Here is a 19121-nt window from a genome sequence, read left to right on the forward strand (position 1 = left end):
CTCAGGTCCGGGTGCCGAGGCCGGCGAGCACCCGCAGGGCCAGCGCGCCGGCGTCCTCGGCGCCGGACGCGGGCACGTCGGGCACCAGGCCGACGCCCTCCGGGGAGCGGCCGGCGGGGGTGTAGTAGCGCCCGACGGTCAGCTCCAGCACCGCGCCGTCGGCCAGCCGGCTGGGCTGCTGGACGGTGCCCTTGCCGAAGGTCCGGCCGCCCACCACGACGGCCCGGCTGCGGTCCTGGAGGGCGCCGGTGAGCAGCTCGGCGGCGCTCATGGTGCCGCCGTCCACCAGCACCACCAGCGGGGTGCGCTGGTCGCCGCCGGGCGGGGCGGTCAGCTCGCGCGTCCCGCCGCGCTCCTGGTAGGAGCCGACCGGGCCGCCGTCCAGGAAGACCGCGGCGGTGCCGGCGGCCTCCTCGACCAGCCCGCCGGAGTTCCCCCGCAGGTCGAGCACCACCCCGTGGGCGCCGTGCACGGCGGCGCGCACCTGCTCGGCGACGCCGCTGGTGAAGGCCCGCACGGTGATCCGCACGACCCCCTTGTCCAGCCGCTCCACCGCGACCTGCTGACTGTCCAGCAGGGCCCGCCGCAGCCGGACCTCGCGGACCTCGCCATCGCCGCGCCGGACGGTCAGGGTCACCTCGGAGCCGGCCTGGCGCTCGCCCTCGCGGCCGCGCAGCCGGGCGACCACTTCGGTGACCGGCAGCCGGTCGGCCTGGTCCGCGTCGATCGTCAGCAGCCGGTCGCCCACCGCGATCCCGGCGGCGGCGGCCGGACCGGCCGGCAGCACCTGGGAGACGGTGGTGACGCCGTCCTGGCCCCGGCCGACCGAGAGGCCCACGCCGAGGTAGCGGCCGTCCAGGCCCTGGCTGAACTCGGCGTACTCCCGCGCGCTGTAGTAGGCGCCCCAGCGGTCGCCGGTGGCGCCGATCAGGTGCTCGGCCTGCTGCTCGGAGAGGGCCGCGCCGGCCGGGTCCTGGCCGGCCCCGACCGTGGCGACGGCGGCCGGGGCCGCGTCGCCGGAGGGGCGCGGGTGCGGCGCGGCCGGGTCGCCCCAGGCACCGGTCGCGGCCCCGGCCAGCAGCACGGCGCCGAACACCAGGCTGAGGGTGACCACCTGACGTGCTCTGCGCGGAGTTTCTGGCATGGCATCGGAGTGTAGGCGCAGCGTGCGGGGCGGTGGGCCGGATCGGCCGACGGCGAAACCCCGACGGCCCCGGACGGCGCAGTGCCGTCCGGGGCCGTCAGGGCCGTGCGGGGTCAGACCTTGAGGTACTTGCGCAGGGTGAAGAACGCCGCGATGCCGGCCATGCCCATACCGACCACCACCAGCAGCGGTATCACCGCCAGCACCGAACCGAGCCCGATGAAGTGGATGAACTGCACCCGCTCGGCCAGCCAGCTGTGGACGAAGAAGTGCCCGCCGAGCAGCAGTCCGGAGGCCATCACCGCGCCGAGCAGCGCGGCGAACGCCGCCTCGGCGATGAAGGGCATCTGGACGTAGAAGTTCGAGGCACCGACCAGGCGCATGATGCCGGTCTCGCGCCGCCTGCTGAACGCCGACACCCGGACGGTGTTCACGATCAGCAGCAACGCGACGAAGAGCATCAGCACCATGATCACGAAGGCCGCGGTCTGGAGGCCGTTCAGCAGGCCGAACAGGTTCTCCAGGATCTTGCGCTGGTCCTCGACCGACTTCACCCCGGGCTTGCCCGCGAAGGCGCTCTGGATGACGTCGTACTTGGTCGGGTCGTTCAGCTTCACCCGCCAGGACTGCGGGATGGCCTCCGGCCCGAGGACGGAGATGAGCGGGTTGTCCGGGTTCATCTCCTTCCAGTGCTTGTAGGCCTCGGCGGAGTCCTCGAACACGGAGGACTGGACGACCGAGTCCATCTTGTCGAGCTGGGTCTTGATGTCGGCGATCTGCTGGTCGGTGGCCGCACCCGCCTGGCACTGCGGCGAGTTGCGGGCATCCGCCTTGGTGCAGAAGTAGATGCTCACCTCGACCTTGTCGTACCAGTACCCCTTCATGGAGTTCACCTGGTCACGAACCAGCAGGGAGGCACCGGCGAGGGCGAGGGAGAGCGCGACACTGACGACCACCGCGATGGTCATCGTCAGGTTGCGGCGGAGACCCACACCGATCTCCGACAGGACGAACTGGGCGCGCATGCGGGTAACAACTCCAGGGTCGGTTGCTGGTCGGGCGAGACGGGCCGGCGGCCTACGGGATCAGTGCTGGTACCCGTAGACGCCGCGGGCCTGGTCGCGGACCAGCAGCCCCTTGTCGAGTTCGATGACGCGCTTGCGCATCTGGTCGACGATGGCCTGGTCGTGCGTGGCCATCAGCACCGTGGTGCCGGTGCGGTTGATCCGGTCCAGCAGCTTCATGATGCCGACCGAGTTCTGCGGGTCGAGGTTGCCGGTGGGCTCGTCCGCGATCAGCAGCATCGGGCGGTTCACGAACGCCCGGGCGATCGCGACGCGCTGCTGCTCACCACCGGAGAGCTCGCCCGGCATGCGGTCCTCCTTGCCGCCGAGGCCGACCAGGTCCAGCACCTCGGGCACCACCTTGTTGATGGCGCTCTTGGGCTTGCCGATCACTTCGAGGGCGAAGGCCACGTTCTGCGCGACCGTCTTGTTGGGCAGCAGGCGGAAGTCCTGGAAGACGGTGCCCAGCTGGCGGCGCATGTGCGGCACCTTCCAGTTGGACAGCTTGCCCAGGTCCTTGCCCATCACGTGCACCTCGCCGGTGCTGGGGCGCTCCTCGCGCAGGCACAGGCGCAGGAAGGTGGACTTGCCCGAGCCGGACGAACCGACCAGGAAGACGAACTCACCCTTCTCGATCTCCAGCGAGACGTTGTCCAGGGCGGGACGGTTCTGCTTGGGATAGGTCTTGGAGACGTTGTCGAATCTGATCACGGCTGCATCACGGAGGCCATCCTAGGCGGCGCCAGTCCTCGGTCGGTCCACCCCGGGCGCCCGGCCCGGGGGCGGGCGGCGGGAGCGGAAAGGGCCGCTCCCGGCTTGGGACCATACGCGAACCGGCGTCCGGCTCGCAGGGCCGGTCCGGGACGGAAACCTCATCTTGGGAGACAATGTCCGGTTATGCCCGGAAAATTTGGAGGCATCTCACAGCCCGGGGGCCGGAACGGTCGGAACCTGGCAGAGTGGAGGTGGTGGCCGGGGCCGGCCACTCCCCCGCACAGGGCAAGAACAGGAACCAAAGCCCCGTCCGGTGCGTTGGCAGTAGCAGCGAGGAGGAGATCGCATGACCTGCGACCATCTGGTGTGCGCCAACTGCAACGGCCGCGTGAGCGATGGCCGCTGCCCCGTGTGCCGCGCCAACCGGGCCCGGCTGCAGGAGCAGCAGGGTCCGTTCGCCGCGCTCTCCCCCGTGATGCTGCTGGCCCTGCTGGCCGGGCTGATCGCGGTGGCACTGATCGCCCGGCAGGCGCTGGCCTGAGCCACGACGGACAGCCGGAAGGCCCCCGACGGATCCCCGTCGGGGGCCTTCCGTCGTTCACGCTCAGTTCGCGGCGGTCTCGCGCTGCTTGCGCCAGCGGATGCCGGCCTCGATGAAGCCGTCGATGTCGCCGTCCAGCACGCCCTGCGGGTTGCCGACCTCGTACTCGGTGCGGACGTCCTTCACCATCTGGTACGGGTGCAGCACGTAGGAGCGCATCTGGTTGCCCCAGGAGCTGCCGCTGTCCTTCAGCGCGTCCATGGCCGCCCGCTCCTCCTGGCGCCGCCGCTCCAGCAGCTTGGCCTGGAGGACGTTCATCGCGGACGCCTTGTTCTGGATCTGCGAGCGCTCGTTCTGGCAGGAGACCACGACGCCGGTCGGGAGGTGCGTGATGCGCACCGCCGAGTCGGTGGTGTTGACGCCCTGGCCGCCGGGGCCGGACGCGCGGTAGACGTCGATCCGCAGCTCGGACTCGTCGATGTCGACGTGGTCGGACTGCTCGACGACGGGGAGCACCTCGACACCGGCGAAGGAGGTCTGCCGGCGGCCCTGGTTGTCGAAGGGCGAGATGCGGACCAGGCGGTGGGTGCCCTGCTCGACCGAGAGGGTGCCGTAGGCGTAGGGCGCCTTGACGGTGAAGGTCGCGGACTTGATGCCGGCCTCCTCCGCGTACGAGGTGTCGTACACCTCGGTGGGGTACCCGTGCCGCTCGGCCCAGCGCAGGTACATCCGCATCAGCTGCTCGGCGAAGTCGGCGGCGTCCACGCCACCGGCCTCGGCGCGGATGTTGATCAGCGCCTCGCGGGCGTCGTACTCGCCGGACAGGAGGGTGCGGACCTCCAGCTCCTCGACCGCCTTCATGACGACCCCGAGCTCCTGCTCGGCCTCGACGCGGGTGTCCGCGTCGTCCTCGGCCTCGGCGAGCTCGAACAGGACGCCCAGGTCGTCGATGCGGCTGCGCAGGCCTTCGACGCGGCGCAGTTCACCCTGGAGGAAGGAGAGCCGGCTGGTCACCTTCTGCGCGTTCGCGAGGTCGTCCCACAGGTCGGGGGCGGCTGCCTCCTCCTCCAGACGCGCGATGTCGGCCCGGATCTTGTCCAGGTCGAGGACTGCCTCGATCGACCCCATGGTCGTGTCGAGGTTCTTGAGCTCTTCGGAAGGATCGACGGCTGCCACGCACCCAGGGTAATGGTTCCGGGGGGGCACCTGGCGACACCGGGGTCGCCGGGCCTCCTACGGGGCCCGCGGCGGCGCGGAGTGGACGGCCGGACGGGGCGCCTGCCCGCCCTCCGGCGCGGTGGCGGCGAAGGCCGTCCAGGCGGCGGCCGCACCGGCCAGCAGCAGCACGGTGGCCAGCAGGACGGCCAGCAGCCGGCGGCGGCGCAGCAGGGCCTGGCGGTCCCGGCGGTGGGTGGCGCCCGGGGCGGTGCGCTGCGCCCGGGACTCGGCGGCGTAGGAGGCCAGCTCCTGCGCGGAGGGGCGGCGCAGGCTGGTGTGGGTGTCCCGGGTGGAGTCGGGGGCGACCCCGGGCACCAGCGGGACGGCCGGGCCGCGGCGGCGCTTGTGGGCGCCGGGGGCGGCGTCCACCTCGGCGTACACCGCCTCGCCGGGGGTCAGCTGCTCCTCGGCCGGGGTCCGGCCCTGCTGCGGGACGGCGAGCACCGGCAGTCCGGCCAGCGCGGGCAGCTGCTCGCGGAGCCGGGCGGCCAGCTCGGCGGCGCGCAGCCGGGAGGCCGGGGCCTTGGCCAGGCACTCGGCGATGATCCGCCAGAGGCCGTCGGGCAGCCCGGGGACGGGCGGCACCTGCTCGGTGACGTGGCGGCGCAGCACGGCGCCGGTGTGGCCGCCGCCGAACGGGGTGGAACCGGCCAGCAGCTCGTAGAGCACGGTGGCGAGCGCGTAGATGTCGACGGCGGCGCGCGGCTCCAGGCCCTCGATGATCTCGGGGGCGAGGTAGTCGGGGGTGCCGATGATCCGGGTGGCGCGGGTCCGGCGCGGGGCGTCGACCAGGCGGGCCACGCCGAAGTCGGTCAGCTTGGCGCGCGGGGCGCCGCCGGGGCCGGGCGCGGCGGCGAGGTCGAGCAGGACGTTCTCCGGCTTGACGTCGCGGTGGACGATGCCGGCGGCGTGCGCGGCGGCCAGGCCGTCGGCGACGTCGGCGATGACCGAGACGGCGGTCTGCGGGGCGAGCGCGCCGTCGCGCTCCAGCCGGGAGCGCAGGTCGGTGCCCTGGACCAGCTCCATCACCAGGGCGAGGTCGCTGCCGTCGACCACCATGTCGCGCACGCCGACCACCCGGGGGTGGTCGAGGCTGGTCAGCGCGGCGCGCTCCTGGACGAAGCGGCCGACCAGGACCTGGTCGGCGGCGAGGTCCTCGCGCAGCAGCTTGACCGCGACCGGGCCGTCCGGGCCCTCACCGAGCCAGACCGTCCCGGCGGAACCCCGGCCGATCACCTGGTGGACGGTGTAGCGGCTGCCGATCTTGCGTGCCAATGCTGCTCCGTGGGCGGCGGGAGCGCGCGGGGGAGGGTCCGGTGCGCTCGGTGGGGCGGGACAACAGCGACCAACCTACGCGCCCGAACGCCCTTCGCGGGCCGCCTGAGGGCGCTCGGCGGGCACTGACGGGCGAGAAATCTCGTGGATTGTCGATAAAGCGTCAATGTTGCCGCCGGGCCCGGCCCCTGGCGCGGCGCCGGGCCCCCGCGGTCAGTTCTTGGAGCTGCCGACGATATTGCTCACCCAGTCGCTCGCACTGCTGAACCAGTCCTGGACGTCGGCCCAGTACTGCGGGAGCGGTGTGAAGTTCCACAGCGCCACCGCCGCCACGGCCAGCACCAGCAGCACCATCAGACAGCCCTTGAGGCAGCCGAGGCCCGGGATGTACATCCGGTTGCGGCTGCGCCGGCGCGGCTCGCGGGCCGGCGCGGCCTCCCGCCGGGCGGGCTCCGGCGGTGCCTCGCGGCGCTGCGGGGGCTCCCGCCGCTGCGGGGCGGGCGGCTCCGCCCGGCGCTGCGGCGCGGGCGGCGGCGGGGCCTGGTAGCCGCCGGGCGGGCCGGCCTGCGGCTGCTGCTGCCCGTAGGGCTGCGGGGCCTGGTTGTGCTGCGGGGCCTGGTTGTAGCCGCCCGGCGGCTGCGGGCGGCCGCCGGGGGCCTGGCCCCCCTGCCCCGCCTGGTAGGGCGGCGGGGCCACCGGCGGCCGCTGGGCGTAGCCGGGCGGCGGGGCCTGCTGGTAGCCGCGCGGCGGCGGCTGCTGGGGGTAGCCCTGCGGCCGGGGCTGACCGCCCTGGCCGCCCTGGTCGGGCCGGCCGCCCGGTCGGGCCTGGTACGGCGGCGGGGCGACCGGCGGAGCCTCGAAGTCCGCCGGGTCGAAGTAGCCGATCTCGGTCTGCTGGTTGCGGTCGCGGGCGGCGCGCAGCTGGCTCTGCCAGGGGTGCGGCGCCTCCGGCTGCGGCGGTCCCGGCGGGGTGGGCGGCATCACCTGGGTGCGGTCCGCGGCGCCGTACGGGGCGGCCGGCGGCGGCTGGGTGCCCATCACCCGGGTCGCGGCGGCCGGGTCGTAGTGCTGCCCGCCCGGCTGGCCGGCCGGCAGCACCTGGGTCCGGTCCTCCGTACCCGGCCCGCCCGCGGCGGCGTCGGGCAGGACGCCCGGCGGGTTGCCCGGCACGGCGGCCGGCTGCGGGTCCGGCAGCAGCAGCGCGCCCACCGCGAGCGCCGCGTCCACCGCCGCCGGGGAGGCGTGCACGCCGACCCCGGCCGCGACCACCCGCAGCGCGCGGGCCAGCGCGACGGCGCTCGGCCGCTGCGCCGGGTCCTTGCGCAGGCAGCGCTCGATCACCGTCCAGAGCGGGTCGGGCATGGTGGAGGGCCGCTGCGGCTCCTGGGCGAGGTGCGCCTGGAGGATCTGCAGCGGGCCGTCGCCCTGGAACGGCTGGCGGCCGGTGACCAGCTCGTACAGCATGATCCCGGCGCCGTAGACGTCCACCGCGGAGGTCTGCGGGCGGCCCTCGGCGGACTCGGGCGCGACGTACGCCGGAGTGCCGACGAACTCGTGGGTGCGGGTGATGCCGGGAGAGTCGGCGAGGCGGGCGATGCCGAAGTCGGTCAGCATCGGGTGCATCTGCTCGGTGCCGTCCACCACGGTGGAGGCGAGCAGCACGTTGGCCGGCTTGAGGTCGCGGTGGACGACGCCGTCGGCGTGGCTGGCCGCCAGCGCGTCGGCGACCTGGGCCATCAGCAGGGCGCCGGCGATCGGGCTGAACGGGCCGTTGCCGCGCAGGTAGCGGGCCAGGTCGGGGCCCTCGATCAGGTCCATCACCAGGGCCAGCAGCTCACCCTCGACCACCAGGTCGCGGACCTTGACGATGTTGGGGTGGGTCAGCCGCAGCAGCAGCGAGCGCTCGCGCAGGAAGCGCATCACCACGTCGGGGTCGGCCGCGAGCTCCTCGCGCAGCACCTTGATCGCCACCGGCTGCCCGGGCTCGCTGCCGGGCACCGCGACATCCGCGCGGACCCGTCCGCGCCAGACGGTGCCGGTGGCCCCCCGTCCGAGGGTCTCCTCAAGCAGATACTTGCTGCCGACTGGCCGCACCTGTCGCACTCCTCGCCGTGCCGCCCGCGCGGGGCGCTCCTCCGCAGGTGCGGTGAGCCTGCCGGGCCCGTGTTGCGGCCACTCTAACCGGGTCCGTTCACGTTTTCGGGGCGACCGGCGAGGGTTCCGGACGGGTCTGGGGGACATCCCCTAGGGGGGTCCCCGAGGCCGGCGGGCGGGGCGTTCGGGGGGACGGTTGACCTGACCCTCCGTCGCCCCCACCATGGCGATGATCGCAAGATCGTCAAATCCGGTACCGTGCGCGGACTGTCGGTGACGGATGGCAGGATGACAGTCGCCACTCTTGTGGCCCACCGTCGTCGCAGCCGCCCGCAGGGGCGTCCACCGCAGGCAGCCCGGGCAGCAAGCGTCAGCACCAGGCGTCAGCACCAGCAGAAGGGACCGCGGGCGAGATGCAGATCCGGCTGACCGTCCTCCGACCGCGCAGCGGCCCGGCAGCCGCCGGCTCCGCCATCCCCTACGTGGACGTGCTGGTCACCGCGCCCGTCGGCACCGCGCTCGGCTCCCTCGCGGGCGCCCTCGCGGGCGCCGTGGGCGTGCGCGGCCCACGAGCCGCCACCCATGTACACCTGTACGCCGGGGCGCACCGGGTGGACGAGCACACCCTGCTCGGCCACCCCCCGCTGCTCGACGGCGCCGTCCTCAGCCTCAACGAGCCCGACCCGACCGCCGACGACCCGGACGACGGCCCGGCCGCCGCCGAGCTGCGGGTGGTCGGCGGCCCCGACGCCGGCGGCGTGCACCGCCTGCACGGCCGGGAGATCCGGGTCGGCCGCTCCGGCGAGGCCGACGTCCCGCTCGACGACCCCGACGTCTCCCGCCTCCACCTCGCGCTGCACCTCGGGGAGGACGGCCGGGTCACCGTGCGGGACCTCGGCTCCACCAACGGCACCACCCTGGACGGCCGGATCGTCCCGCCCGGACCGCCCGAGGAGGCCGTCCCGCTGGAGGGCGGCGCCCTGCTGCGGATCGGCGAGTCCACCCTGCGGGTCACCCCGCCGGATCCCGGGTCCGGCCCGGGCGCGCCCGCCCGCGCTGCGCTGCCCGACGGCAACGGCCACCTCCAGCTCGCCGCGCCCGCCCCCGCGCGGCCCGCGCCGCCGGTGGCCGAACCGCCCGCCGCGCCCGAGCCCGCCCCCGGCCGCGGCCGGGGCCTGCTCTCGCTCCGGCTCGGCCGCGCCGGCGCCGAGCCGCCCGGCCAGGAGAGCGCCGAGCGCCACCACGCCGCCGTCCGCACCCGGCAGGCCGCCGCCCAGCGCGAGCGCTGGCCCGACCTCGCCACCCTGCTGCTCAACGCCCTCGGCCCGGGCCCGCGGCTCTGGGAGCGCGGCCCCGGCCACCCCGACGCGCTCACCCTGCGCCTCGGCACCGCCGACCGGCCCGGCGGGCCCGGCACCACCCCCGGCACGCTGCTGCCCGCCGTCCCGGTCACCCTCGACCTGCAGACCGCCGGCAGCCTCGGCCTCAGCGGCCCGCGCGAGCGGCTGGACGCCCTCACCCGCGCGGTCGTCGCCCAGCTGGCCGCCCTGCACCCGCCCACCGGCCTCAGCCTCGTCGTGGTCGACGCCGACCCGGCGCGGCCCGCGCAGGACCGCGTCGACACCTGGGCCTGGGCGCTGTGGCTGCCGCACCTGCGCCCCGTCGACGGCCAGGACTGCCGGCTGCTGATCGGCCTCGACGACGAGCAGGCCACCGCCCGCCTCGCCGAGCTCACCGCCCGGCTCAGCGGCCCGGTCGGGCTCGGCGGCCACCCCGCCACCGTGGTCGTGGTCGACGGCCGCCCGCCCGGCGACGCCGCCCGGCAGGCCCTCGACCTGCTGCTGCGCCAGGGCCCGGCCGTCGGCATCTTCCCGATCTGCCTCGCCGAACAGCCCGAGCTGCTGCCGCGCGGCGTCGGCGCCACCGCCCTGATCACCGGCGAGGTCGGCACCCAGCTCTCCCTCGACCGGCCGGTCGCCCGGGGCCGCGAGACGCTGCACGAGGTCTCGCTGGACGCCGTCTCCGACGTCTGGGCCGAACGGCTGGCCCGCGTCCTCGCCCCGCTGCGCGAGGCCGTCCCCGCCGCCCGCGGCCCGCTGCCCGACGCGCTGCGCCTGCTCGACCTGCTGCAGCTCGACACCGTCACCCCGGCCAAGCTCTCGGCCCGCTGGGCCGCGCACGCCGGCGGCATCGGCGCCGCCACCGCCCTGCTGGGCACCACCCGCGACGAGCTCTGCACCCTTGACCTCGCCGACCCCGAGCTCACCCTGCCCTCGCCCGACCCGGGCGGCCCGCACCTGCTCATCGGCGGCGCGCGCGGCTCGGGCAAGACCGAGCTGCTGCGCACCCTGGTCGCCTCACTGGCCGTCTCCGAGCGGCCCGAGCGGCTGGCCGTCTCCCTCATCGAGGGCCGGGCGACGGAGGAGGGCCTGGACGGCTGTACCGAACTGCCGCACGTCACCGGGCTGGTCAACGCCGCCACCGACCCGCGCGCCGCACTGCTCGCGGCGGAGGCACTGGAGGACGAACTCGCCCTGCGCGAGCGGCTGTTCGACGGCCTGGACTTCGCCTCCTGGCACGCGGCCCGCATCTTGGACGGCGAGCGAGGCCTGGACGGCGAGCGCGGGCAGGACGACGCCCGGGGCCTGGAAGCGGGGCGGCCGGCCGTCCCGGTACCCGCCGCGGTCGGCGCCGCCGGCACCACGGCGCCGGCGACCACCGCCAGGATCATCCACCCCCGCAGCGGCGACTCCCCCCGGTCCGCCGCCGCCCCGGCCCCTGTGGTGCCCGCCCGGCTGGTCGTCGTGGTGGACGACTACGACGCCCTGCTCGCCCCGACCTCCCCGGCCGGCCGGCCCCTGGCCCGCGCCCTCGCGGCCGTCGCCCGCCGCGGCGGCCCGCTCGGCGTCCACCTCGCCGTCACCACCGGCCGCCCCGAGGAGAGCGCCGGCACCGAGGTCGACGAGGCCGCGCTGCTGCGGATCGCGCTGCGCACCGACGACCCGGCCGACTCGGACCTGCTGATCCACCTCGGTGACGCCGCCGCCCTGGGCGAGGACACCCCCGGCCGCGGCTATCTGCGGCTGCCGGACGGCGGTGTCACCGCGTTCCAGAGCGCCCGGATCAGCGGCCGCATCCCGCGGACCGCCACCCTGCGGCCGACGGTGGTCGCGATAGACCCGCTCCAGCTCGGTGCCCCGCCGGCCCGCCGGCCGGTACGCGAGCTCGGCAACGGCCCGACCGACCTCGCCCTGCTGGCGAGCGCGCTCCAGCGGGCGGCCACGCACTGACACGGCGGCGGGGCGGACCGGTCGCCGGTCCGCCCCGCCCCCGGTCGTCCGGCGCGCGGGTGCTCACGAGCAGTACATGCCGCGGTTCGCCACGGCCAGGCCGCCGACCTTGTCGCCGTCCAGGGTGAACTCGTACTTCCAGCCCTGCGTGCCCCGGCCGCCCTCGACCGGCATCTCGTACTTGCCGCTCTTGGCCAGCTCCAGCCCCTTGTCGCCGTAGGCCTGCCTGAGCGCCTCGACCGTCGAACCGGCCCCGATGCCCTCGGCGGTCCGGGCGCCCGCCGGGGCCACCAGCTCGCGCAGACCGTCCAGGCCGAACCCGGCCCGGCCGGTGGCCAGGAACGCGGCGTCGCGGGTCGCCCGCGCGGCCTTCAGCTCGTCGGTGGCCTTGGCCAGCTGTTCGAGCGTCCCCTGGTTGGCCTTCATCCGCTCGGTCTCGGCCAGCAGCAGCGCGGAGTGCGCCTTGAGGTCCTGCAGCGTGGGATTGGACGGTAGGGGCGGCACCGCGCCGGGGGTGCTCCGCCCGGCCTGCGCCTTGGCGTCCAGCTCGTCGATCTTGGCCTGGAGGGCCGCCTCGGCCGCCATCCTGGCCGCGTCCGGCGCCGGGCCGCCCTTGTAGACGAAGTCGGTGCAGCCGTTGAGCAGCGACACCGGGGCCGCCTCCAGGGCGCCGACGGCCAGCGCCGCGTCCTTCGCCATGCCGGGCTTGAGCCCCCGGTAGCCGGCGGCGCCGAACGGCTCCGGGGCCGGGCTCGCGCTGGTCGCCGCCGGGGCGGCCGCGGTCTTCCCGTCGGAGTCGCAGGCCGCCGCCCCCGTGACGAGCAGCGCCACGGTCAGCGCGGTCCCCACGGTGCGCCTGATGCGCGTCGTCGTCATGATGATCTTCCCCCTTGTCGCGGGCCACCGTACCGAAGCCGGATCGGCGTCGCGGCCGGTGGGCCCGTGCCCCGGACACGGACCCACCGCGTCGAGCGGCACAGGAGGCGCGGTGGCTCAGGAGGACGGCGGAGCGCCGGTCCCGCGGGCGTAGTGGGCGCCGGCGAGGACGGCGGCCATCAACTCCGCGTCCAGGACAGAGGTGTCGGCCAGCCTGGTCGCCGCCGCGTGGGAGTTGAGCAGCGTCTTGGTGACCCGCAGCGCGGCTTCGGGGCGGCGCGTCACGGGCCTGACCCACTCGGCCACCGCCACGTCCAGCTCCTCCTCGGGGACGACCCGCTGGAGGATGGAGAGGTCGTACGCCTCGGCGGCTCCGACCGGGCGGCCGGTGAGGATGATCTCGCGGGCCCGGGCCGCGCCCACCTCGTGCAGCAGTCGGGGCAGCAGGCCGCCCCACGCGACGGGCAGGCCGAGGGCGAGTTCGGGCAGCCGGAAGGCGGCCGTGTCGGCGCCGACCCGCAGGTCACAGGCGAGGGCCAGCGCGAAGCCGGCGCCGATCGCCCGGCCCTGGACCCGCGCGATGGTGACGGCCGGGCTGTCGGTGAGGGCCGCGCAGACCTGGCGGGCCAGGGTGCCGGCGGTGCGGATGCCGCCACCCGTGGGGTCCGCGCCGAGCGAGTCGGCGAACTCGTCCCGGTCGCCGCCGAGGCAGAAGTCCGGACCGGCGCCGGACAGCACCACGGCGCGGACGGCCGGGTCCGGCGCGGCCAGCACGGCGAGGAGGTCGCGCAGCACGGCCTCGGTGACGGCGTTGCCGGTCTCGGGGCTGTCCAGCTCGACGTACAGCACCGCGCCCCGGCGCTCGGCGTGGACGGCGCGGGGCGCCGGGGCGTGGGAACCGGCGGGCTCCGGATCGCCCGCCTCGTACGCGGCGCGGTCATGGGCCGCCTCGCCCGCGGGGGCCCGCCCGGGCGGCGCCGGCGGCTGGAGGGGGTACGGAGGGTACGGGATCGCCTCGGAGGAAACGTTCATGCCGCCACTCTCAAGGACATCACCCGGTGGAAGACCATCCGGGGTGCGAACTCGGGCTGGCCCACCACCCGCAGGGTCGGGAAGCGCCGCAGCAGCTGCCCCAGCAGGGTGCGCGCCTCCAGCCGGGCCAGGGCCGCGCCGAGGCAGTAGTGGGCGCCCCCGCCGAAGGCGATGTGGGAGCCCTTGCGGAGGACGTCGAAGGTGTGCGGAGCCGGATTGCGGCGCGGGTCGCGGTTGGCCGCGCCGTACATCACGTGGACCATGGTGTCCTTGGGAATGGACACCCCGGCCAGCTCCGTGTCCTCCCCCGCCACCCGGCTGTTGAGGCGGACCGGCGGGTCGTAGCGCAGCGCCTCCTCGACCGCGTCGTCGATGTGCTCCGGCCGGGCCCGCAGCCAGTCCCAGGTGCCCGGGGACCGGAGCAGCGACCACACCATCAGGGAGAGCGACGCCGCCGTGGCCTCCAGCGACGCGATGGTGACGAACATGGTGAGCTCGTAGACGGTCCGGTCGGTGGCCTCGCGGTCCGACTCCAGCGCGTCCCAGGTGCGGATCCAGCCGGACACCACGTCGTCGCCCGGATGGGCACGACGCTCCTGGACGAGGTCGGTGAAGTACCGGCGCAGGTGCAGGGTGGCCGCTTCGGAGATCGCCAACTGGCTCTTGGTGGGCAGGAGTTCCTGGGCGTGCACCTGGTTGTGGGTGATCTCCAGGATGTGCGCGTAGTCCTCCGGCGGAAGGTCCAGCCAGCGCCCGATGGTGTTGATCGGGAGCCGGTCGCCGACCAATGAGGCCAGGTCCGCCTCGCCGTCCACGCGTATTCGCTCGGCCAGCCGGTCGAGCAGCTCGGTGACGTCGGCCTCGATCTCCGGCGCCAGAGCCTGGAGGGTGTGGCGGCCGAAGAGGTTCCCGAGGCCCTGCCGCTGCCGGGTGTGGACGGGGGCGTTGAGCCGGTGGAGGGTCCGGCTCATCTCCTGGGTGGCGACGGCCTGCCAGCGCTCGGTCTCGGTCTGCCGCCCCTGCCAGGCCAGGTCGGGGACGAGCCAGTTCCTGCCGCGCAGGACCTGGTCGCACGCGTCGTAACCGGTGACCAGGTACCCGCCCCACGGCGCCGGCACGAGATCGCCCATGGCCCGCAGCTCGTCGTAGATCGGGAACGGATCGGCCAGCCCCTCCGCCGACCGCAGCCGCCGTAGCAACGGCACGGCGGCGCGGCGGTCGACGGTTCCAGCACGGCACTCCGGCGTCCCGGGGCGGGCTTCCATCATGGCGGTCACACGGGGCTCCTTGCGCTGGCGGGCAGTACGGCGGCGACCTACCCACCGGGAGCACGCTCAAGCGTCGAACGGAGTTGCCCCCGTCACATGCGCGAAGTCACCGGACCACGTGCACCGCTGAGCGGTCGTCCGGTCCCCCGCGCCGTCCCGGTCAGAGCCGGAAGACGTCCAGGAAGGAGCTCCACCACCCCTTCTGCTTGGCCGGGGCCCGGCCCGCGGCGGGCGCCGCGGCGGTGGCGGCCGGCGGGTGCGGCGTCCCGTTGGTGGCGGCCTGGCCGGCGGGCGGGCCACCGAGGCCGGCTCCCGTGCCCGCCACCGGGGGGCGGACGGGCGCCGGGCTGAACCGCACCGGCAGCGAGACCAGTCCGCGCTGGAACGGGCCCGGCCGCCAGCCCACGCTCTGCGCGGGCACCGCGAGCGTGACGTCCGGGAGCGCGTTGAGCAGGCACTCGATCGCGGTCAGCGCGATCAGCTGGGCCGGCGACTTGGCCGGGCAGGCGTGCGGGCCGGCGCCCCAGGCGAGGTGGGCGCCCTTGCTGAGGGTCAGTCGGGCGTCGGTCAGCGCCGGGTCGGTGTTGGCGGCGGCGAAGCTGATCACCACCGGGCTGTCCGCGGGCATCCGGACCCCGCCCACCTCGACGTCCTGCATCGGGAAGTGCGTCGCGTAGTTGGCGATCGGCGGGTTGTTCCACAGCACGTCGTCGAGGGCGTCCTCGATGCGCATCCCGGAGCCGGCGTCACCGGACAGCAGCAGGAGCAGCGCGTTGCCTATCAGGTTGCGCTCGGGCTCGACCCCGGCGCCCATCAGCATGACCAGCTGGTCCTTGAGCTCCTCGTCGCGCAGCCCGGCCGGGTGCTGGACGAGCCACGAGGTGATGTCGTCGCCGGGCTGGCGGCGCTTCAGCGCGACCAGGTCCATCAGGCAGGCGTTCAGCTCCTCGTTGGCCTGGAGCACGTCCAGCCCGTCGAAGAGCGCGGACATGCTGCGGGTCAGCCGGTCGCCGATGTCGGCCGGGCAGCCGAAGAGCTGGTTGAACAGCAGCAGCGGCAGCAGCTTGGCGTAGTCGTTGATCAGGTCGGCCCGGCCCAGCGGGCTGAACTGGTCGATCAGGTAGCCGGCGATCCGCTCGACGTGCCGGTTGAGCCGGTTGTCGTTGAGCCGCTCCAGGCTCTCGGTGACGGCCTTGCGCAGCCGGAGGTGCTCGGTGCCGTCCGTGAACAGGCAGTTGGGCCGGTAGAACATCATCGGCAGGACGGGGCTGTCCATCGGCACCCGCCCCTCCTTCAGCGCCGACCACCGCCGGGAGTCCCGGGCGAACAGCCCCGGGTTCTGCAGCACCCGCAGGGCGACCTCGTGCGAGGTCACCAGCGTGGCGTCCACACCGGGCGACAACTCCACGGGCGCGACGGGGCCGTGCGCGCGCAGCGCGTCGTAGACCGCCTCGGGGTCGGACGAGAACATCTCCCCGTACAGCGGGGTCGGGCCGCCGTGCATCGGGCAGCCCGGGGGCGGCGACTGCGGGGCGGAGCGCTGCGGAGATTCCATGGGTCGTTCCTCGGAAATGGCCCCGGGCGGGTGCGGCCCCGGGAGGCGGTGACGGGGGGCGGTGACGGGGAAGGGTCAGGAGGCGCGTTCGAGCAGGTGCCGGACGAGGGTCAGCAGCGCGTCGGCCGACGACCGCTGGTCGCGGGCGTCGCAGAACACCACCGGCGTGTGCGGCAGCAGGTCGAGCGCCTCGCGCAGCTCGTCCTCGGTGTAGTCGCTCTGCCGGTCGAAGCTGTTGACCGCCACGGCGTACTCCAGGCCGTACTGCTCGATCAGGTCGATGACGGGGAAGGTGTCCGTGAGCCGGGTCGGGTCGGTCAGCAGCAGCGCTCCCAGCGCCCCCCGCGCCATGTCCTCCCAGAGCTGCATGAAGCGCTGCTGGCCCGGCGTGCCGAACAGGTACAGCACCAGGTCGTCGCCGAGCGTCAGCCGGCCGAAGTCCAGGGCCACGGTCGTGGTCTTCTTGTCCGGTGCGCCCCGGAGGTCGTCGACGCCGGTGGACGCCTGCGTCATCTTCTCCTCGGTGCTCAGCGGGGCGATCTCCGACAGGGCGCCGATGAGCGTGGTCTTGCCGACCGCGAAGTGGCCCACGACCAGGATCTTGACGGCGGTCGTCACCCCGCCCGGGACGTAGATGTCCTCAGGCGAACCGGCGTTGAAGTCCATGCAGTACCTTCTCTAGAAGTCTCGGATCCGGGGCCTGGGCCGGTGGCGGGGCCGCCCGGCGCAGCAGCCGCCCCTCGCGGATCAGGTCCGTCAGCAGCAGCCGGACCACCCCCACCGGGAGCACCAGGTGGGCCGCGACCTCGGCCACCGAGAGGTAGCCGCCGGAGCACAGTTCCCAGATCGCCGTGGTCTCCGGGCTCGGCCGGGCCGGGAGGCCCTGCTCGGGAGCGACGGTGACCAGGGTGATCAGGGACAGGTCGTCCGCACTCGGCAGCTCACGGCCGCCAGTGATGACATAGGAGCGGATGAATCCGCTGGCAACCCGCTGCTCCTCGCCGGGAACCGTCATGAGCCGCTGTGTGTGCTCTGGCGCGGCGCCGCTGTCATGGCCCGTCCGAGCGCGCCCACCTGCTGCTGCATCCGGAAGGACATCGCTTCCATGTCCACGTCGGAGGCGGTGGAGGCCGCGAGGTAGGCGCCGCTGCCGGCCGCGATCAGGAAGATCCAGCCGTGGTCGTACTCCAGGAGCGTCTGGCGCCACGTCCCGCCGTTGCCGCCGACGAACGGGGCCACCGCGCGGCTCAGCGACTGCATCGAACTCATCGCGGCGGCGTTGGTCTCCGCCTCGTCGCGGCCGATCTCGCTGGACCGTTCGAGCAGGAGGCCGTCGGCGGAGACGAGAATGGCGTGCCGGGCACCGCGCACCTGCAGCACGTCGTTGAGCACCCAGGTCAGATCAGGGCTCACTGGATCTCGGTTCCTTCCGTGGTCATGGTGTTGCGCCCGGACAGCGTCCCGCGCTGGAACGCGCCGAGGCGGGACGCCGTCTCCTGGCCGGTGCTCGGCACCGGCTCGTCGACGCGGCCGGAGTCCTGCGGGTGCGGGACCACCGAGACAGTGCGCTGGCGGCGGCGCCTGGGCAGCCGTCCGTCCGCCGTCATCTCCGGGACCGCCTGCGCCGCGGCCGGGGCGACCTGGGCGAGGGCGGCCGGAACGGGCTCGGGCAGCGACGCGAGCCGCTGCGCCCGGGCCGGTACGGGCTGCTCCACCGGCTCCCCCTGGTACTCACCCTGGTACGTGCTCGGGTACGTGCTCTGCTGGGCGCCGTCGTACTCGCCCTGGTACGCGTTCTGCTGGGCGCCCTGGTAGGCACCGCTGTAGTCGCCGTGGCCGGCGGCCGCCGGGGGCGCGACCTCGCTGCTGAGCAGTTCGGCGGGAAGCAGCACCACGGCCCGCACCCCGCCGTACGGGGAGACCGAGTCGACCGAGACCCGGAAGCCGTAGCGGGCGGCCAGCATGCCGGAGACGGCGAAGCCGAACTTCGGGGGGTTGCCGAGGCCGGTGAGGCTGATCGGCGCACCGGGGTTCAGGAGCGCGGCGGCGCGGTCCTTCTCCTCCTGCCCCATGCCGAGGCCGGCGTCGTCGATGATCAGGCAGACCCCGGTCGGGACGGCCTGGACGCTGATCTCCACCGGGGTGTCCGGCGCGGAGTAGTTGGTGGCGTTGGCCAGCAGCTCGGCCAGCACGACGGCGACCGGCTCGACGACCTTGCTGACCAGCGAGACGCTGACCCGGGAGTGGATCTGCACCCGGTCGAAGTGCCGGATCCGGCCCTGGGCGCTGCGGGCCACGTCGTAGATCGAGGCGACGGTCTCCCGGCGGCCCAGCCAGCCGCCGCAGAGCACCGCGATGCCCTGGGCGCGCCGGCCGAACTGGCTGTTGGTGTGGTCGATCAGCATCAGGTCGGCGAGGATCTGCGGGCTGTCGCCGTACTTGCGCTGGACCTTGTCGATGACGACCTGCTGCTCGTCGGCCAGACCCTGCAGGGTCCGCATCGCCGCCTTGAGGACGGCCTTGGTGTCCTCCTCGGCGTCCCGGCGGACCTCCGCCAGCACGGCCGCGTGCTGGCTCTGCAGGCGCGAGTTCAGCGCGCCGAGTTCGTCGCGCTGCCGCTGCGCCTGGGCGGCCGTCTCCTCAAGGGAAACGTTTCGCCTGCGCAGGGAGAGGTTCGTCCTGCGGGCTTGGAGGGAGACCCCGACTACTACGAGCATCACCACGATGGAGACCCAGAAAAAGGGTTCCTGCACAAATGACGTCATGAAACTCTCTTCAGGTGGCATCGCGTCAGGAACTGGTCCGGACCGCCCTGCGCGGGTGGGACTGGCGGCCTGCTCCCCGCCGAAAGACACCTGTTGTTCCAGCACGTCGGTGGAGCTCTTCCGGCACGGACCTGCGGCAACGCCTATCGCGGAGTTAGCTTACTGCAACTCTTGGCATGTCAGAACAGTTGCCAATCAGGGCAGTTGGGGAGGAACTCCGCCACCTGACGACACTTCGGGGCCGACGTACCGGACATTGTGACCCCGCGTTCACCCGCACCTCAC

16 protein-coding genes are annotated in these 19121 nt (G+C 74.4%); 2 read left to right on the top strand and 14 right to left on the bottom strand.

Features of this window, described 5'->3' with window-relative positions; genetic code table 11:
* Position 1: 1 nt before the first annotated feature.
* The 3 genes from OG618_RS14845 to ftsE all read right to left on the bottom strand — a co-directional run bounded on the left by OG618_RS14845 (position 2) and on the right by ftsE (position 2919).
* A complete protein-coding gene (locus OG618_RS14845) occupies positions 2-1144 on the bottom strand; it encodes a S41 family peptidase (protein ID WP_329487880.1) in 1143 nt (380 codons plus the stop codon).
* Between the two features lie 113 nt (positions 1145-1257).
* Positions 1258-2169 (bottom strand): permease-like cell division protein FtsX, encoded by a 912-nt coding sequence (gene ftsX / locus OG618_RS14850; RefSeq protein WP_329487881.1) that lies wholly within the window; start codon positions 2167-2169, stop codon positions 1258-1260.
* A 60-nt stretch (positions 2170-2229) separates the two neighbouring features.
* The gene (gene ftsE / locus OG618_RS14855) at positions 2230-2919 is read right to left on the bottom strand and encodes a cell division ATP-binding protein FtsE (RefSeq protein WP_329487882.1); all 690 of its coding nucleotides are present in this window, start codon (positions 2917-2919) and stop codon (positions 2230-2232) included.
* A gap of 349 nt (positions 2920-3268) precedes the next feature.
* Here ftsE and OG618_RS14860 point away from each other — a divergent pair, with 349 nt between their 5' ends.
* Positions 3269-3463 carry a hypothetical protein gene (locus tag OG618_RS14860; protein WP_329487883.1) on the top strand — a complete coding sequence of 65 codons (195 nt, stop codon included), beginning with the start codon at positions 3269-3271 and terminating at the stop codon, positions 3461-3463.
* 63 nt (positions 3464-3526) lie between these two features.
* Here OG618_RS14860 and prfB read toward each other — a convergent pair whose 3' ends face one another.
* The 3 genes from prfB to OG618_RS14875 all read right to left on the bottom strand — a co-directional run bounded on the left by prfB (position 3527) and on the right by OG618_RS14875 (position 8050).
* A complete protein-coding gene (prfB, locus tag OG618_RS14865; protein WP_329487884.1) occupies positions 3527-4639 on the bottom strand; it encodes a peptide chain release factor 2 in 1113 nt (370 codons plus the stop codon).
* 57 nt (positions 4640-4696) lie between these two features.
* Positions 4697-5956: a serine/threonine-protein kinase gene (locus OG618_RS14870; protein WP_329487885.1), complete on the bottom strand. Its 1260-nt coding sequence runs from the start codon at positions 5954-5956 to the stop codon at positions 4697-4699.
* Between the two features lie 213 nt (positions 5957-6169).
* A complete protein-coding gene (locus OG618_RS14875; RefSeq protein ID WP_329487886.1) occupies positions 6170-8050 on the bottom strand; it encodes a serine/threonine-protein kinase in 1881 nt (626 codons plus the stop codon).
* A 413-nt stretch (positions 8051-8463) separates the two neighbouring features.
* Here OG618_RS14875 and OG618_RS14880 point away from each other — a divergent pair, with 413 nt between their 5' ends.
* Positions 8464-11340 carry an FtsK/SpoIIIE domain-containing protein gene (locus tag OG618_RS14880; protein ID WP_329487887.1) on the top strand — a complete coding sequence of 959 codons (2877 nt, stop codon included), beginning with the start codon at positions 8464-8466 and terminating at the stop codon, positions 11338-11340.
* A 63-nt stretch (positions 11341-11403) separates the two neighbouring features.
* Here OG618_RS14880 and OG618_RS14885 read toward each other — a convergent pair whose 3' ends face one another.
* From OG618_RS14885 to OG618_RS14920, 8 genes are all read right to left on the bottom strand, one after another.
* Positions 11404-12216 carry a hypothetical protein gene (locus OG618_RS14885; protein WP_329487888.1) on the bottom strand — a complete coding sequence of 271 codons (813 nt, stop codon included), beginning with the start codon at positions 12214-12216 and terminating at the stop codon, positions 11404-11406.
* A 117-nt stretch (positions 12217-12333) separates the two neighbouring features.
* A complete protein-coding gene (locus OG618_RS14890; protein WP_329487889.1) occupies positions 12334-13248 on the bottom strand; it encodes an enoyl-CoA hydratase/isomerase family protein in 915 nt (304 codons plus the stop codon).
* Positions 13245-14378 carry a cytochrome P450 gene (locus OG618_RS14895; protein WP_329492117.1) on the bottom strand — a complete coding sequence of 378 codons (1134 nt, stop codon included), beginning with the start codon at positions 14376-14378 and terminating at the stop codon, positions 13245-13247. The genes OG618_RS14890 and OG618_RS14895 overlap by 4 nt, the downstream gene beginning before the upstream one ends.
* A gap of 298 nt (positions 14379-14676) precedes the next feature.
* Positions 14677-16071, bottom strand: a complete 1395-nt coding sequence (locus OG618_RS14900) for a cytochrome P450 (RefSeq protein ID WP_329487890.1) — start codon at positions 16069-16071, stop codon at positions 14677-14679.
* A gap of 75 nt (positions 16072-16146) precedes the next feature.
* Positions 16147-16737: a GTP-binding protein gene (locus OG618_RS14905; protein WP_329487891.1), complete on the bottom strand. Its 591-nt coding sequence runs from the start codon at positions 16735-16737 to the stop codon at positions 16147-16149.
* Entirely contained in the window at positions 16712-17086 is a 375-nt protein-coding gene (locus tag OG618_RS14910) for a DUF742 domain-containing protein (RefSeq protein WP_329487892.1), read from the bottom strand. Before OG618_RS14910 ends, OG618_RS14905 begins: the two co-directional genes overlap by 26 nt.
* Positions 17083-17484, bottom strand: a complete 402-nt coding sequence (locus tag OG618_RS14915) for a roadblock/LC7 domain-containing protein (protein WP_329487893.1) — start codon at positions 17482-17484, stop codon at positions 17083-17085. Before OG618_RS14915 ends, OG618_RS14910 begins: the two co-directional genes overlap by 4 nt.
* Positions 17481-18836 carry an ATP-binding protein gene (locus OG618_RS14920; RefSeq protein WP_329487894.1) on the bottom strand — a complete coding sequence of 452 codons (1356 nt, stop codon included), beginning with the start codon at positions 18834-18836 and terminating at the stop codon, positions 17481-17483. Before OG618_RS14920 ends, OG618_RS14915 begins: the two co-directional genes overlap by 4 nt.
* Positions 18837-19121 lie beyond the last annotated feature (285 nt).

The sequence above is a fragment of the Kitasatospora sp. NBC_01246 genome (assembly GCF_036226505.1).
In the GTDB taxonomy this organism is placed as follows: Bacteria; Actinomycetota; Actinomycetes; order Streptomycetales; family Streptomycetaceae; genus Kitasatospora.

Bases quoted from the DNA above. Each gene is read 5' to 3' on its own strand.
- OG618_RS14845 (WP_329487880.1), bottom strand. From the start codon at position 1,144: ATGCCAGAAACTCCGCGCAGAGCACGTCAGGTGGTCACCCTCAGCCTG.
- ftsX (WP_329487881.1), bottom strand. From the start codon at position 2,169: ATGCGCGCCCAGTTCGTCCTGTCGGAGATCGGTGTGGGTCTCCGCCGC.
- OG618_RS14860 (WP_329487883.1), top strand. From the start codon at position 3,269: ATGACCTGCGACCATCTGGTGTGCGCCAACTGCAACGGCCGCGTGAGC.
- OG618_RS14880 (WP_329487887.1), top strand. From the start codon at position 8,464: ATGCAGATCCGGCTGACCGTCCTCCGACCGCGCAGCGGCCCGGCAGCC.
- OG618_RS14885 (WP_329487888.1), bottom strand. From the start codon at position 12,216: ATGACGACGACGCGCATCAGGCGCACCGTGGGGACCGCGCTGACCGTG.
- OG618_RS14890 (WP_329487889.1), bottom strand. From the start codon at position 13,248: ATGAACGTTTCCTCCGAGGCGATCCCGTACCCTCCGTACCCCCTCCAG.
- OG618_RS14895 (WP_329492117.1), bottom strand. From the start codon at position 14,378: ATGGGCGATCTCGTGCCGGCGCCGTGGGGCGGGTACCTGGTCACCGGT.
- OG618_RS14900 (WP_329487890.1), bottom strand. From the start codon at position 16,071: ATGGAATCTCCGCAGCGCTCCGCCCCGCAGTCGCCGCCCCCGGGCTGC.
- OG618_RS14905 (WP_329487891.1), bottom strand. From the start codon at position 16,737: ATGGACTTCAACGCCGGTTCGCCTGAGGACATCTACGTCCCGGGCGGG.
- OG618_RS14910 (WP_329487892.1), bottom strand. From the start codon at position 17,086: ATGACGGTTCCCGGCGAGGAGCAGCGGGTTGCCAGCGGATTCATCCGC.
- OG618_RS14920 (WP_329487894.1), bottom strand. From the start codon at position 18,836: ATGACGTCATTTGTGCAGGAACCCTTTTTCTGGGTCTCCATCGTGGTG.